This window comes from Nostoc sp. UHCC 0251 (assembly GCF_034932245.1).
Taxonomy (GTDB): domain Bacteria; phylum Cyanobacteriota; class Cyanobacteriia; order Cyanobacteriales; family Nostocaceae; genus Nostoc.
This window is the reverse complement of the sequence record NZ_JAYGHD010000027.1, coordinates 1-15,543: the sequence shown is the minus strand read 5'-3', so window position 1 is coordinate 15,543 and position 15,543 is coordinate 1. Positions and strand designations below refer to the sequence as shown.

The 15,543-nt window shown below is 43.5% G+C and carries 9 protein-coding genes, 1 tRNA gene and 1 CRISPR repeat array; of the genes, 4 read left to right on the top strand and 6 right to left on the bottom strand.

Annotated features, from left to right (window positions below; genetic code table 11):
- Positions 1 to 96: 96 nt before the first annotated feature.
- Positions 97 to 2,112 carry a GAF domain-containing sensor histidine kinase gene (locus VB740_RS05745; protein ID WP_323199090.1) on the bottom strand — a complete coding sequence of 672 codons (2,016 nt, stop codon included), beginning with the start codon at positions 2,110 to 2,112 and terminating at the stop codon, positions 97 to 99.
- Between the two features lie 95 nt (positions 2,113 to 2,207).
- On the opposite strand from VB740_RS05745, the gene cobN reads away from it, so the two are divergent.
- Genes cobN through VB740_RS05735 form a run of 3 tightly spaced genes read left to right on the top strand, consistent with a single transcriptional unit; the run spans position 2,208 to position 7,405 of the window.
- Entirely contained in the window at positions 2,208 to 5,795 is a 3,588-nt protein-coding gene (gene cobN, locus VB740_RS05740) for a cobaltochelatase subunit CobN (RefSeq protein WP_416289284.1), read from the top strand.
- Positions 5,711 to 6,256, top strand: a complete 546-nt coding sequence (locus VB740_RS36740; protein WP_416289282.1) for a cobaltochelatase subunit CobN — start codon at positions 5,711 to 5,713, stop codon at positions 6,254 to 6,256. The genes cobN and VB740_RS36740 overlap by 85 nt, the downstream gene beginning before the upstream one ends.
- Before the next feature lie 9 nt (positions 6,257 to 6,265).
- Complete coding sequence (locus tag VB740_RS05735; protein ID WP_323199089.1) at positions 6,266 to 7,405, top strand: peptidoglycan-binding protein; 1,140 nt, start codon at positions 6,266 to 6,268, stop codon at positions 7,403 to 7,405.
- Positions 7,406 to 7,535: 130 nt separating this feature from the next.
- Here VB740_RS05735 and VB740_RS05730 read toward each other — a convergent pair whose 3' ends face one another.
- From VB740_RS05730 to lipA, 4 genes are all read right to left on the bottom strand, one after another.
- Positions 7,536 to 7,991, bottom strand: a complete 456-nt coding sequence (locus VB740_RS05730) for a Fur family transcriptional regulator (RefSeq protein WP_012407750.1) — start codon at positions 7,989 to 7,991, stop codon at positions 7,536 to 7,538.
- A gap of 418 nt (positions 7,992 to 8,409) precedes the next feature.
- A complete protein-coding gene (gene sigC / locus VB740_RS05725) occupies positions 8,410 to 9,660 on the bottom strand; it encodes an RNA polymerase sigma factor SigC (protein WP_323199088.1) in 1,251 nt (416 codons plus the stop codon).
- A gap of 816 nt (positions 9,661 to 10,476) precedes the next feature.
- Positions 10,477 to 11,403: an NAD(P)H-dependent glycerol-3-phosphate dehydrogenase gene (locus VB740_RS05720; RefSeq protein ID WP_323199087.1), complete on the bottom strand. Its 927-nt coding sequence runs from the start codon at positions 11,401 to 11,403 to the stop codon at positions 10,477 to 10,479.
- Positions 11,404 to 11,464: 61 nt separating this feature from the next.
- Positions 11,465 to 12,343, bottom strand: a complete 879-nt coding sequence (gene lipA / locus VB740_RS05715; RefSeq protein ID WP_323199086.1) for a lipoyl synthase — start codon at positions 12,341 to 12,343, stop codon at positions 11,465 to 11,467.
- Between the two features lie 144 nt (positions 12,344 to 12,487).
- Here lipA and VB740_RS05710 point away from each other — a divergent pair.
- Positions 12,488 to 12,561 (top strand) — tRNA-Pro (locus VB740_RS05710).
- Between the two features lie 323 nt (positions 12,562 to 12,884).
- A CRISPR array of direct repeats spans positions 12,885 to 13,213; the repeat unit is 38 nt; unit sequence ACTTTCAACCCACCCCTAGCCGGGATGGTTGTTGAAAC.
- Positions 13,214 to 13,704: 491 nt separating this feature from the next.
- Here VB740_RS05710 and cas12k read toward each other — a convergent pair.
- The gene (gene cas12k, locus VB740_RS05705; protein WP_323199085.1) at positions 13,705 to 15,504 is read right to left on the bottom strand and encodes a type V CRISPR-associated protein Cas12k; all 1,800 of its coding nucleotides are present in this window, start codon (positions 15,502 to 15,504) and stop codon (positions 13,705 to 13,707) included.
- Positions 15,505 to 15,543: the final 39 nt, after the last annotated feature.

Here is a 15,543-nt window from a genome sequence, read left to right as displayed (position 1 = left end):
CTTCCATAAATCATCAAAAAGACGCGATAAATCGCCGTCTCTACAAAATACCGATTATTGTAAAGACGGCGATTCATCGCGTCTCTTGCTTAACTCCTAACTCACCATTCTCATTCCCTGAGTTGGTATCCATACCGTAAAAATTGAACCAATACTTACAGTTGATTCTACTTCAATTCGTCCTCGATGGAGTTCCACGAGTTGTTTAGTTAAAGCCAGTCCTAGTCCAGTGCCTTCGTAGCGGCGGCGATAGGGTGTATCGAGTTGTTGAAATTTCTCAAACAGTAATGGTAATTGTTCATCAGCAATGCCGATCCCAGTGTCTTCCACTTGAAAAATAGCGGTATCATCTTCCACCCAAAGACGTAAGGTTACGCTGCCACTTTCGGGGGTAAATTTAATCGCATTAGTTAACAGATTCGAGAGAATTTGTTCTACTCGTTCGGCATCGGCGGTAAAGCGATCGCGCCTGGGATCGATTTGCAAATCAAGGTTAAGATTAATTTGTTCGCTTGTTGCTTTTTTTCGCAGTGACTCTACAGCATTTTCAGCAACATTCACTAAAGAAAATTCCGAAATATTTAAAGCTGTCTTACCAGCCTCGATTTGCGATAAATCGAGGATGTCATTAATCATTTCTAATAAATGTTCTCCACTGTCGTGGATTGTTTGTAAATAACCCCGTTGTCGTTGACTTAATTCACCCAAAGGCCAATGTAACAACGTAGATGACATCCCAATGACATAAGTTAAAGGTGTGAGCAATTCGTGACTGATAGTAGCTAGAAATTCACTTCTGATCCGGCTAGCAGCTTCGGCGGCGAGGAGGGCATCTCGTAGGGCCCTTGTGTGTTCAATAACTCGTTGTTCGAGAGATTGTTTTTCTTGGGTGAGCGTTTGCATTAACTCAGCTTGGTGAATTGCGATCGCTAATTGTTCTGCGATCGCAGTCAACAAGTTTTTTTCACTCTCATTCCACTGGTGGGGATTATCGCACTGATGAGCAATTAGCAATCCCCACAGTTTGTCCTCAAACATAATTGGTGCAGCCAACTTAGCCCGAACTTGGCATTCCCTTAAAAAATGCAACAAACACTCTTCTAGAGCATAAGTTTTTTCGACATCATCCACAGCTAAGGTAAAGCCTTGGCGATACTTTTCCCAACATTGAGAGGTTCGGATAAAGCAATTTCTTTCCGTGTAATTCAATACCGATGTAATAGCATCTGTAGCACGGGCTTCATAGACAATATAACCTCCATAATTTTTGCCGTCTTCTATTAATGGTTGATTATTTACTGACACAAAAGGTGAGTATTTACCGTTCTTCTCGTGTATAGAAAAATTGTTTTCGGAAGGTTCCCCAACCGACAGTTCCATACCTGTTACCAGGGCGGTTCCGAAGGGAATAGTGTCAGACTGGTATTGTTGAGCCTTGGTTTTAGAACCTTCAAATTTATAGATTACTAATCTGTCTAATTCCAGAAACTCACGCACTTGTGTAATTGCTGTTGCCATAATCACCGACAAATCTAGGCTTTTGCGGATCTGCGTTGTTACCTGATTCAACAGCCGTTCTTGGGATATCTGTTTTTTTAAAGCATCTTCCACTGGCTGACAGATATAAATTGTCGGCGCAGTTGAGCTTGGAAGTGTTATTATTTCTTGGTTTGGCTGAGTTAAGAGATATTCTAATAACAACAGCGAGAATTGACTTTGGAGCGTGGCATCATTGGGGCGAATAATTTGGCGATAGCCTTCGAGATTTTGGTGAGTAGAGGAATCGCACTCAAACAAGTCTCTCAATTCGTAGACAAATGTTGCGATCGCCTCCAAATTAAATGTCAAACTAGCATTCAGCGCTGAGTAAATTCCTTGCTCTCCTTCCTCCAACTCTCCTACCAAAAGCGCACTAAACTGCTCAGAAACCACCAACGTAAACCTTTGCCTTTGCCATTCTACAGGTATGCAAATCCGCATCAACACAGCTTCTGTCAGTATCAGAGCGGCACTTCCCACCGTTTGAGCCATCTGTTCCAACAATTCCCCAAGCTGATTAAATACAACAATAGGCAAGGTTCGAGAAAAGCTCAAATCAGGAGAACTAAGCATTTTTAATCATTACTGGTAAGAGGGAGCTGAATGCAAGGAAAAAGTTTGTTTTGATTGTGCAATAACCATATAGTTTAAGACGGTAATACAGCATTATGCATCGTACAAGTAGCATATCGGGTGGATGGAATCAGTCAGAGGGCTTAATTTTTCTAGAACAAACTCCAGCGCCTTTCGTGTTAATTACGGCTGCTGATACCGACATTCAAACTTTGGCAGTTGCGGTGACAAAATTACCTACAAGCTTTCCTGCATTAAGAGTCGCCAATCTCTTGCAGTTACAGCAACAGTTAAGCATAGATACTTATGGTGAGCAAGTTTTGGAACTTGCCCAAGTAATTATTTTGCGCCTGTTAGGAGGACGTTCATACTGGAGTTATGGCTTAGAAGTAGTGCAAGAAATTGTACAACGTAATGGTAGAACCCTCATTGTAATGCCAGGGGACGACGCTTTTGATCCCGACTTAATTTCTCAGTCTACCGTGCCTGTAAGTATTGTTAATCAGGTATGGCAGTATTTCAGCGAAGGCGGCGTAGAAAATTTCGTTAATGCTCTGCAATTTATCTCTGATACTTGCCTGTTAACTGCATATAATCCTGCGCCACCCCGTTCAGTTCCGCGTGTGGGATTGTATGAATGGGGAGTGGGGAGTGGGGAGTGGGGAGTAGGGGCAGGGGGAGTAGGGGGAGTAGGGGAGGCAGGGGAGCAGGGGAGCAGGGGAGAGTTAGAACTGGGTTCATCCACCTCGGAACCTCAAAGTTTACAATCGCCAATCTCTCCTCAATCTCCACTCCCCACTCCCCACTCCCCACTCCCCAAAATCGGCATCCTTTTCTACCGCGCCCATTATTTAGCGGGAAATACCAAGGTAATTGATGCTTTATGCCAAGCTTTGGTACAGAAAAATTTACAGCCTGTGCCAGTGTTTGTTTCCTCATTGCGTGAACCCGATGTTCAGGTTGAGTTAAGTGAATTTTTTCAACCCAAAGAAGCTGAATCAATAGCTGTGCTGTTGAATACCACTAGTTTTTCTCTAGCACGCTTGGAAAGCGAAACACCCCAAACTGAACTGTGGGAAAAATTAGATGTGCCTGTGTTGCAGGTGATCCTCAGTGGCGGATCAATTGAGCAGTGGGAGTCACAGTTTCAAGGGCTTTCTCCCCGCGATATTGGCATGAATGTGGCGCTACCTGAAGTAGATGGGCGGATTATTACGCGTGCTGTATCTTTTAAAGCCGTGCAAACTCGTAATCCCCATTTAGAGACAGATGTGGTAATTTATGAACCAGTGAGCGATCGCATCGAGTTCGTTGCTAAACTAGCAGCAAATTGGGCGCGTCTGCGTTCCAAACCACCCCAAGAACGGCGAATTGCCCTAATTCTGGCAAACTACCCCAACCGGAATGGACGGCTTGCTAATGGTGTGGGACTGGACACTCCAGCTAGTTGTGTAGAAATCTTGCAAGCTTTACATCTGGCTGGGTATGAAGTAGAAAATCCACCTGCTCAAGGAGACGAGTTGATTCAGCGGTTGACAGATGGCGTCACAAATGATCCGGAAGGTCGAGAATCGCTTCCGGTAAACCAAAGTGTTTCTTGGGAAGACTATCAAGAATATTTCGCTTCATTACCGCCAGCAGTTCAACAAGGTATTAGTGAAAGGTGGGGAATAGGGCATGGGGCATGGGGCATGGGGCATGGGAAGAAGGGAGATGAAGGTAATAACCAATGCCCAATGCCCAATCCCCAATGCCCAATCCCCGTTCCCGGAATTCAACTCGGCAACGTCTTTGTCGGAATTCAGCCAGCAAGAGGTTATGATAATGACCCCAGTTTGAATTATCATGCGCCGGATTTAGAACCAACTCATGCTTATTTAGCTTTCTACTATTGGGTAAGAGAATGTTTTGGTGCTGATGCTGTAGTTCATGTAGGGAAACACGGAAATCTAGAATGGCTACCGGGTAAAAGTGTGGCTTTATCGAGTAATTGTTATCCAGAAGTAGCTTTTGGCGCACTTCCACACCTGTACCCGTTTATTGTGAATGACCCTGGTGAAGGTTCCCAAGCCAAACGTCGCGCTCAAGCTGTGATTATAGATCACCTCACGCCGCCAATGACTCGTGCGGAACTCTACGGTTCTTTGCAACAGTTGGAAAATTTAATTGATGAGTATTATGAAGCGGACAGTTTAGATCCTTCGCGTTTGCCAGTAATTCGCGATCGCATCCACGAACTGGTGATCAAAGAAAATCTCCATCTAGATTTAGGAATCCAAAATGAAACAGAAATTTTTAAGTCTGAATCCTTAATTTTGAATTCCATTGGTGGCTATCTGTGTGAACTGAAAGAAGCCCAAATCCGCGACGGGTTACACATTTTTGGGCAATGTCCCCAAGGAAGGCAGTTACGAGATTTAATAGTAGCGATCGCTCGCATACCCAATCGCCATTCTTCAGGTATTACCCGTGCGATCGCTCAAGATTGGGGACTAGACTTCGATCCCCTCACAGCCGATTTGTCAATGCCTAGTGGCGAATACTCAATAGTCAATGGCACACAATGCCGTACCCTCGGTGATATCGTCGAAGTCCTAGAAGAACACGCCGCCCTCCTAGTAGAACAACTAATAAATCAAAACTCTTGTAGAGACGCGATTCATCGCGTCTTTGCTGAGGAGGAAAACGCAATCCATCGCGTCTCTACCTGGATACGCGATCGCCTCCTTCCCGCCTTACAAAAAACCGATCAAGAAATCACCCACTTATTACACGGACTCGATGGCGGTTACGTCCCCAGTGCCCCATCTGGCGCACCTACACGCGGCCGCCCAGAAGTTCTACCAACCGGGAGAAACTTTTATTCTGTTGATATTCGCGCCATTCCCACAGAGACAGCTTGGGATATCGGTAGAAAAGCTGCTGAAACCCTCGTGGAATATTACACTCAAGAAAATGGCGAGTATCCCAAAACACTAGGTTTATCATTGTGGGGAACAGCCACCATGAGAACAGGCGGCGATGATATTGCCGAGGCGTTAGCTTTACTCGGAGTTCAACCTGTGTGGGATGGTGCAGCGCGGCGAGTAGTTGATTTTGAAATTTTGCCCTTAGCGATTTTGGGACGGCCCCGTGTAGATGTCACCTTACGGATTTCGGGATTCTTCCGCGATGCTTTCCCCAACTTAATTGACTTATTTGATCAAGCGGTATCAGCAGTAGCAGACTTAAATGAACCGCCAGAACAAAATCCTCTAGCGGATGCAGTTCGCCAAGAAACTGATTTGTGGACAAGCCAAGGATTAAGTGTAGAAGAAGCCGTGGTGCGATCGCAGTATCGCATCTTTGGTTCTCGCCCAGGTGCTTACGGTGCCGGACTTCAAGGTTTAATCGAATCGCAAAACTGGACAGATGACGAAGATTTAGCCCGCGCCTACATTAACTGGAGTTCTTACGCCTACTCTTCGGGAAACTTGGCAGGGGAGCAGGGGGGCAGGGGAGCAGGGGGGCAGAAATTCTTCCTAACCCCCAGTCCCCAATCTCCAATCCCCAATCCCCAATCCCCAATACCGAAGCCTTCGAGCAACGCTTGTCTCAAATGCAAATTGTCTTACATAATCAAGATAATCGTGAACACGACCTACTTGATTCCGATGATTATTACCAATTTCAGGGTGGCTTAACCGCAGCGGTGCGTTCTCTACAGGGAAAAAATCCCCAAACCTATTTTGGTGATAATTCTATACCCGCCCAACCACGCGTTCGCCAACTGAAAGAAGAAATTGCACGAGTGTATCGTTCTCGCGTAGTTAATCCTAAGTGGATTGCAGGAGTCATGCGCCACGGATACAAAGGTGCTTTTGAAATGGCAGCGACGGTAGATTTTTTATTCGCCTATGATGCAACAGCTAAATGTGTCGAAGATTATATGTATCAAGGCATAGTAGAAGCTTACTTGATCGATCCAGTTGTGTCAGAATTTATTCAGGAAAAGAATCCTTATGCTCTGCGTGATATTGCTGAAAGATTATTAGAAGCACACAAGCGCAATTTGTGGGAGGATGTAAATATAGAAACATTAGAAGCTTTGAGGAACCTAGTACATCAAGCTGAAGCAGTTATCGAAGAAAAATCAATGGTGTAGGAAAGAAATATGGAAAATCTTGCGTATTTGCACCTAGCTTTCGCCTACGAAGACAGCATACCCAGTGAATTGGTACCCCTCAGTTCTTTGTTTAACAAAGCAGCTGCACCAGACTGGAAACGGCTTTCTGGTAGGGCTTGGAAGTATATGTTGCCCCTTGCTCTGTCTTTGTCCATTCTTGGCGCAGTTACCAGCGTCATGGCATTGCAAAAAGGCGATCAAGGTCCTTCTGTCAGAAATCTACAACAAAAGTTGAAAACAGCAGGTTTTCATCAAGCTCCAGTCACCCAAGTATATGACGTATCCACAGAAGCAGCTGTGCGGCGCTTCCAAAAGGCCGCTGGTTTACCAGTGGATGGCATTGTTGGAGCAAGCACCCTGCAAAAATTAGAAAGGTGGCAAGCTAAAAAGCCCAGTACTACGACTACACAAGCTAAAAAAACCACTGCTGTAAGTACACAAGCCAAAAAGCCCAGCACTACTAGTCCAACTAGTTCAGCCACCAACAAACGCCGTAATCCCAACTACCTTGCTAAGGGGGATGAAGGTGAAAATGTCAGGGCTTTACAAGAACGGTTAAGAGTCGCAGGCTTTTATTACGGGAACGCTACGGGGGTATTTGGCCCAATTACCGAAGAAGCTGTCAAGCGGTTCCAAGATGCTTATAAATTAAGCGTTGATGGCATTGTTGGCCCAGCAACATTAGGTAAATTGCCGGGAGTTGGCATCGGTAGTGGAGAAGAGGCTCCCAAAAAGGTAGTCAATCGAGATAAACTCCGTGTAGGCGATCGCGGTGAGCCAGTTAGAATCATTCAAGAACAATTGATCCAGGCAGGATATTTAGAGGGAGAGCCAAATGGCTACTATGGTCCCTACACTGCCGATGCTGTAAAGAGATTCCAGGCAGCTAATTATTTGGCAGCAAGTGGCGTTGCTGGCCCAACTACGCGAGCTAAGTTATATAGCTCAGTTAATACTGCTAGCAAAAGCGAATTTAATACCCTGGAAATCCAAACGCGACTACGGGAACGGGGTTTTTATAAAGGCAAGCTGAACGGTGTGATGGCAGATGACACCAAAAAAGCGATTAAACAAGCCCAGGAATTCTACGGCATTAGCCTCAAGGATCTTAAGAGCGGACGCTTTTAACATCCGCTTTGGTGTTGTTAGTATCACTTACCAACTGGTTGCTTGCCTCCAGTAACAGCAAATTACGAACTGCTCAAAATTCCATTTATTTGGTTAATTTGAGTAGTTTTGTTTTTTATCTACTCAAGTGCTAAAGCGGCATTAATGCCCGTTGGCACTTGGGACACACTGCATGGATAGTCATTTGACAATCAAGCAGGTGAAAACCTTCTTTTTGAGCGGTTTTTGAGCCAATTTTTAAAATTGAGTCATTTTTAAACTCAATAGTTGAGTTACATCTAACACAAATTAAGTGATGGTGATGATGAGGATAGGGCTGGTTGATCTCATAATGCTTATGTCCCTCGCCCAGTTCTAGTTCCCGTAAAATTCCCATCCTTGCCATCAACTTCAAAGTCCGATAAATAGTTGACAGACTGATCCCTTCACCATCAGTTTCTAGCCGATGATAAAGATCCTCCGCACTCAGATGTTCACCTTGCGGAAGTTCTTGAAAAATGTGTAAAATTGTTTCGCGCTGGGGAGTTAATCGCCAGCCTCGTTCGTTCAGTTCTGCCTTGAGTGAAGTAGTTGTGTAGACAGTCATACTAATATTTCTCAACAAAGCTCGTTAATTGAGAATATAACAAATCTTGGGAGCAATTTGCAACAATCATTGCCTATTGAGAATATATGTTAAATATTTAAGAACAATTCATCAAATCTTGATCAAAATTCAAATAATTAGCTGTAGTGCATTTAATTTACATACAGCTAATAGTTAAGATACTTGTAACGATTGCATCCCTTGACTTTGAATTTTGAATAAGTTAATTTGGAATTGCCAAGTTGATCCCCACCTTCAAGATATCTGAGCAAAGGTGTGTGAAACTTTTGTACAATTAAACGCTAATAATTTGCTATAAGCCTCTAAAAGGCTTTTGATCTGGGGATCAAATCAGCCCTATGTCCCTAGTCATTTGTCAATTGTAGTTTTCTAATGACAAATGACTAATGACAAATGACTAAGTTAGAGACTCCAAATAATCGCGGATAAGGTTGCGACGCTTGGGTTGGCGTAGCTTTTGCAAAGCCTTGGATTCTATTTGTCTGACTCGTTCCCGTGATAAATCCAGAGCGCGGCCAATTTCTGCTAAAGAATAAGGATGACCATCTGCCAAACCAAAGCGCATCAAAATTACATCGCGCTCCCGGCTCGTCAAATCTGACAGAAGATGATGCAAATCTCTTTGTAAAGATTCTCGCATTAACATTTCTTCTGGAGTTACACTGTCGGTTTCGAGTAATTCGCCTAACTCAGTGTCTTTATCTTTGCCTACCTTGGTTTCCAAAGAAACGGAGCGAGGAACCCGCAACAAAACTTCTCGTACTTGAGTAGGTGTCATCTCTAACTCAGTTGCTAAATCTTCTAGAGTCGGGGTGCGACCTTTTTCTTGAGCAATTTTGCGTTGAGCCTTTTTGATTTTGTTTAACTTTTCGGTAATATGAACCGGTAGGCGGATCGTGCGACTAGAAGTAGCGATCGCCCGTGTAATTCCCTGACGAATCCACCAGTAAGCATAAGTACTGAAGCGATAACCTTTAGTTGGGTCAAATTTTTCTACAGCCCGCTCCAAACCTAATGTGCCTTCTTGGACTAAATCCAACAATTCCAAACCACGATTTTGATACTTCTTAGCAACAGACACAACTAGGCGAAGATTTGCCTTAATCATGTGTTCTTTGGCTTGGAGTCCTTGGGACTGAATTTGCTCCAACTCTTCTACTGTCAACTTGGCAATTTCAGCCCAGCGACGTTTGCCATCTGCCAAAGTCGGTCTAAGATCCGCTACCATTATGCCAGCAGTGGCAGCCCACCTTTCCAAAGACGGGCGATGTCCTAGTTCTGAGGTCAAACGTTCTTGAACTTCAATTAACCTCTGATAAGGCGAAATTACTTCGTCCCCTTGCTTTGCAGCGTTAGCAAGTACTATCCGCATCCGCAAGTACCGCTGAACTTTTTGAGCTTCTGAAACCTCTTCATCCCGCCCTAACAAGCGAACCCGACCAATTTCTTGAAGATATAGGCGTACTAAATCTGTACTACGACGGTTAGTGTTAGCAGCAAAGTTAGCATTGTCAGCAGCAGCCATTTCTAGCTCCTGTAGGTCATCTACCGATAACTCACTCTCGTCAACCGTGAGATCCGAGTCCAAAGCCTGGCGGGACTTTTTGGTATTGTAGGGGGCATCTGCATAAAAAGATGTTGCTGGCATAAAGATCGTCTCAATGGCTCCAGGTAACAATAGATTTCGGTCAGCTTAGATTACGGTCAGCTATTCAACTGTTGCTATTGTTCCCGTGATTTACGATGAACTAACATAGTTGAAGGTTCCATTACAATTTTTTTTAGAAATTAACTGTAAGGGTTTCATTAGATACAGCATTACTGAACTTAATCGGCTGCTAAACTTTTGATTGAACCAATAGCTATTCAAATCCGCAGCTGGGCTTTAAATATTTAAACTACTTAGTTAACATTTCAACCTAGATGGTTTAAATAGTAACTTTTGTAACACAGTATAAACATCCTTCAGTGAATGTCATCTTTATAATTGGCATAGTCACCTTTACATGGCTACAAAAGTAATATCCTGACGATTTACCAATTTTTTCTCAGGATTATTTACGTATAAGTAGAACTAATAGATATTACGAAAGTGATTAGTCTTAACTGCAAAAATTCTATCTATACGGAGATAGAAGACGTAAAGATGCGTCCTCCTCCGTGCCACAATACTTCTCGGTTAAAGGGAAAAGGGGAAGGGGAAAAGGGAAAGAAAAAACCTTTAACCCAAACCCAGTAACCTTTTCCTAAAACTCGATTCCGAATTAAAAATGCACAAAGCCAGAAGTATTGCTCCGTCCTAGTCTTAAGCCGTCAATTTCAACTTTACAGACTACTTACTAGTGGTCTGGCAACCCAAAAATGCTGAATGAGGATTGGGTAAAGGTTAAAGCAGAAGGGATCAAAACCTTTCCCCATTGCCCTTTCCCCTTTACCCCGCCCTTTTGACTTCCGCCTTGCGGCGCTAGTAGTTGTACTCTGGCTTGATATCTCGCAGCATCAGTTCATCAAGGGCTTGTCGGGGTGTAACTTCACCCTCAAGTAAACGATAAACTTGCTCAGTAATTGGAACAGGAATGTTTTGTTGCTTGGCTCGTTGCATTAAAACCCGACAAGTGTTCACTCCTTCGGCGGTTCCTTGCAAATTTGCGAGAGTTTCTGTAAGTGAGTTACCACCAGCTAGCTGGTAGCCGACTTGGTAATTGCGACTTAAGGGACTATTGCACGTTGCTAATAAATCTCCAAGACCCGATAAACCATAAAATGTTTCCGTCTTCGCACCCCAGTTGTTGCCAACGCGAACCATTTCTGTAAGCCCACGGGTGACTAAAGCAGCTTTGGCATTGGTTCCCAGTTGTAAACCATCGCATACACCAGCTGCGATCGCAATGACATTTTTCAGCGTTCCCCCCAGTTCCACGCCCAAGGGATCAGGATTGGTATATACCCGAAAACGCCCAGAAGAAAATACTAACTGCACTACTTCCGCAGCCGTGGGAATATTACTGGCTACCACCGTGGCTGCTGGTAATTCTAGTTGAATTTCTTTAGATAAATTAGGCCCAGAAAGGACAACCACTGCATGGTTAGGAAATACTGTTTGCCAAATTTGGGACGGCGTGCAGGTGGTTTGGGGGTCTAAACCTTTCGTCGCCGTCACAAAAATTGTTTCTGGAGAAAGGGGGAAAGACTGGACTTGGAAAGCAACATCCCTTACACCAATCATTGAGATAGCAGATACGACTATTTGGACATCTTTTAAAACTGCTTCTATTTGGGAACTTTGACGCGACCACACGCGCACCTGATGACCATTGGCTGCGGCGAGATTTGCTAGAGATGCACCCCAAGCACCCGCACCCAGAATTGCTACAGATTTTGGATTATTCATTAATCGACAGTCTCCCCATGACCTAATCACCCCATCCTCTTAGCAATCTAAAATTTAAAATCTAAAATTGGCTGCGGGGATAACGTTCCATTAATTCTCTGACTTGTTCAGCATGATATGAGCTTCTTGTCAAAGGGGAAGAAACAACTTGTAAAAATCCTATTTCTTCACCGAATGTCTTCCAAGCAGCAAATTGTTCTGGGTTGATAAATTCATTTACTTGCAAGTGTTTTTGACTAGGTTGGAGGTATTGCCCAATTGTCAAAATGTCGCAATCTACATCTCGCAAGTCTTGCATGACTTGGCGAATTTCTACATCAGTTTCACCGAGTCCAACCATGATACCGGATTTGGTGTATGTGCTAGGAGAAAGTTGGCGAGTTCGGTGTAATAATTCTAATGTGCGATCGTAGTTTCCTTGGGGACGCACTCGGCGATACAGGCGTGGAACAGTTTCCGTATTGTGGTTTAATACCTCTGGCGCAGCTTGTAGAATCAACTCTAGAGCATTCCAATTACCACACAAGTCAGGAATTAGTACCTCAATTGTAGTGTTGGGTGAAACAGAGCGAACCGCATTAATACAGGCTATAAACTGAGACGCGCCACCATCTGCCAGATCATCTCGGTTTACAGAAGTGATCACAACATGGTTAAGTTTCATGCGGCGAACAGCTTCTGCTAGTCGTGCAGGTTCCGTGGGGTCTAGTGGTTTGGGTTTTTTCTCAAAATCAATATCGCAGTAGGGACAAGCGCGTGTACAAGCCGGGCCCATAATCAAAAACGTGGCAGTACCGGCATTGAAGCATTCACCAATATTTGGACAGGATGCTTCCTCACAAACTGTATTGAGAGCTAAATCCCGCAAAATATCTTTAACGTTACCAATGCGCTCACGCTGGGGTGCTTTTACCCGCAACCAGTCTGGTTTTACAGTCACAATCCGCTTTTACCACTAGAGTTATACAAATTTAATCGTAGCAAGCAAAGCCTTGGGTGAAGCGATCATCATATATTATATAGATGTAATTCTGTAATTTCGCACAGGTTGTGATATTCTTGATTTACAATGCCATCTTTATGGCGGGATGTGGCGCAGCTTGGTAGCGCACTTCGTTCGGGACGAAGGGGCCGCTGGTTCGAATCCAGTCATCCCGATTTTTGTAGAGCGACAAATTATTTGTCCGTGGCGACACATTATTTGTCAAAATTTATAGAGCGACAAATTATTTATCAACTGCTTTCCTATGGATTTAAATATAGCTGACTTTCTTTGAGTGGAGTAGGAGGCTCAGTTATAAGCTCACCATAATTCCAATATATCTGCAAACATTCAGGATAATCCCGAACGAAGTGCGCCTTTCAACCCTCCCAAAAAGCTTGCAATTTAAATAAAAATTCAATAATACTAGTAACTTATTCGTACACTGGATGGTTGTTGAAACAACCCACTTGTCCTGTGGTTTGCAAATACTGGTTCATCTTTCAACCCACCCCTAGCCGGGATGGTTGTTGAAATATCAATAAAGTATTAAGTAGCTGGACATACCGTTGCTACTTTCAACCCACCCCTAGCCGGGATGGTTGTTGAAACCTGGGATCGTGAAGAGCGTAGACATTTCTAGTCTCACTTTCAACCCACCCCTAGCCGGGATGGTTGTTGAAACTCAGATGAACCATCAGTTCCTCCTTTATTTGAACTTTCAACCCACCCCTAGCCGGGATGGTTGTTGAAACCTTTCCCTACAGAACTTACCACAGCAATAGGCTCTTCTTTCAACCCACCCCTAGCCGGGATGGTTGTTGAAACTCTACCCGTCTAGAACCCTTGTTATAAAAGCTTTCCATACACATAATTTGGCAGGTCTGCTTAAAAAGTCTCGAACTGAAAATTAAAAAACTAAATGCATTGACATACTAGTTTCTTAAGCCAAGACAGGATAAGGGTTTTAAAGTTTTGGCGGGACTCCAGGGATTTTGCCCCCGCTTTGACACGCCAAAAAAATATTTGGAGGGTTCCCCCGACGAAGGGGGTGATTCAGTAGCCACCACTGTGGTAATCCACACCGTTATGAATAACGACTATGGCTAAAAGCCTTACTTCTTATTGCTGGGAGCGCACCTATCCTGTCTTGCGACAGCAGCATCAGAAGCGGGCAGCTACCAGGGTCAGAAAGCATGACGGTCTGACAACCGCCAAACTAACCCAGATTTTTCACAGCACATTGGCTCAAAAGAGCATGAACTGCGGCGCTGTTATAAAAATATTATATTTTCTAGGTTCGGATTAGTGAATTAAATTTAAGCGGCTTGACGTTCTTGGTAAGCAAAGACGGCTAAATTTCCCGCTTTTTCTTGTGGACTACCTTTGATTGGCTGTGTACCAATTTCAGTAGAAATTCCGACTTTTGCAGCTTGGGATTTAATACTCTCAATTAATCGACCGTAACTCCAGCGATGAATGCTCATACGATATTCTTTGGCATATTTTTGTTGAGCTTCCTTGTAACCAGGACATTTCTTTTCTGCTCTGGATTGGATTTCGCTACTGATTTGCTCACGCATATCGCGGAGTTTTGGCATAACTATGCTGTCTGCTTGATAGGTTTTGGCGATCGCAATAATTGCATCTGCTAATAATCTATCTACATATTGCCCTAACTCTGATTCACCAAAGGAGGTTGGCGCATTCTGTTTCTGAGCTTTGTGCCGTTCGTGAGATAGGCGTTGCTGTTGTTGTCGCTGACGATTGAGAAGATTGTAGTTTTCACCAAGTAGTTGTTTGACGCTGCGATAAGCTAGAACTTCATTTTTAACAACATCTACCACCGCTACTGTGACTGGCTTTTTTAGACCAAAACTAACGCCAACTAGGATTGAGGGTTGACCTTGATAATTAGGCTTGCTGGGACGAGGGAAAGGGTTATTAATTCGATCTAGCGTTGATTGCTGACGAGTGATAAAAGCTTGCTGTTTATCTTTGAGGTCAGCTTTCTGTTTTACCTTCGTTAAAGTGTTGGTAATTCTGGTGACTTTCTCTTCAACCGCCTGTTGAGTTCCTTCAGTAGTCCACATCCGAGTATCTAAAGAGCAGTAGAGATTTAGCTGATTTACTTTCCAGACTTCACCTTTTTCTTCACCTGGCAACCAAGCAAGCCTCCCTGAACGCAGAGTGAACAAACTGCTTGAATGTTGGTTTTTACTATTGCCTTTAATTTCTTGATCCTCTAAAAAGCGTTGAAAGTAATGCAAATGACGCTTATCACAGTAAATCTCAAAGGTCAGTTTTCCCAAGCCATTGAACCGAACAAAGAGACGACCTTTGTCATTTTTTAACCATGTCATATCTTCGTTAGATTCGTAAGCCACGGGAAAGGGGACATCAGCAGTTTTTCTTAAAAGTGCTGCTTGCCAAGCTTTTGCCTCTTTTTCATTTTGAGCTACATTAGCTGTAACAATTTTTAAAGTTTCTAACCACTCTTCCCCTGTCAAATCTCTACCTTTAGGTATGCGGCTTTGAAGTTGGTCTTTTAATCGCTCAATTTCTATTTCCTTTTTGCGTCTATTTCTAGTAAATTCTTCTGGGTCTTCGTCGAGTTCACTGATTTTACACTTATTTTTGAGCAGATATGCGAGAGCGCAACGAGTAAGAGGGTCTTCTGTTTCTCCGTAAGTGTTTAAGAGAATTTGGAAAAGTGAAGATTTTTTGGACTTTGTAGATTTTTTAGTCTTTTTGCCCTTTTTCTGGTTGCTATTCTGCTCGGACTGGGGAGCAAATTTGGTAAGAATTTCGCTGGCTTTAGTACGAATTACGTTTAAGCTACATTGACTTTCTTGTTCGAGTTCTAGATCGCTTTTGAGCATTTTCAGCCAACGCTCTTTCCCTTCTATTTGGTACTTTCTGCGTTTTTGTAAGGCGAACCAGGATTTATATACATAATCCACTAAAGCGATCGCTGAGGTGTAAAAGCGTCCAGATTGATCAGCAAAACGCTCTTGAGTTTTGAGGGAGTTAACAAGTGTTTTGAGTAATTCAGTAGGTATTTTGCCTTCTTCTAGCCAGGTTTCAAATTCTGGGTGCTTTCCTAAGCTAATCGGCATTTAAGCTGCATAATATAAATGCAGAGTCGGTTGAAAATA

Coding starts and splice junctions, on each gene's coding strand:
- VB740_RS05745 (WP_323199090.1), bottom strand. CDS start 2,112: ATGCTTAGTTCTCCTGATTTGAGCTTTTCTCGAACCTTGCCTATTGTT.
- cobN (WP_416289284.1), top strand. CDS start 2,208: ATGCATCGTACAAGTAGCATATCGGGTGGATGGAATCAGTCAGAGGGC.
- VB740_RS36740 (WP_416289282.1), top strand. CDS start 5,711: ATGCAAATTGTCTTACATAATCAAGATAATCGTGAACACGACCTACTT.
- VB740_RS05735 (WP_323199089.1), top strand. CDS start 6,266: ATGGAAAATCTTGCGTATTTGCACCTAGCTTTCGCCTACGAAGACAGC.
- VB740_RS05730 (WP_012407750.1), bottom strand. CDS start 7,991: ATGACTGTCTACACAACTACTTCACTCAAGGCAGAACTGAACGAACGA.
- sigC (WP_323199088.1), bottom strand. CDS start 9,660: ATGCCAGCAACATCTTTTTATGCAGATGCCCCCTACAATACCAAAAAG.
- VB740_RS05720 (WP_323199087.1), bottom strand. CDS start 11,403: ATGAATAATCCAAAATCTGTAGCAATTCTGGGTGCGGGTGCTTGGGGT.
- cas12k (WP_323199085.1), bottom strand. CDS start 15,504: ATGCCGATTAGCTTAGGAAAGCACCCAGAATTTGAAACCTGGCTAGAA.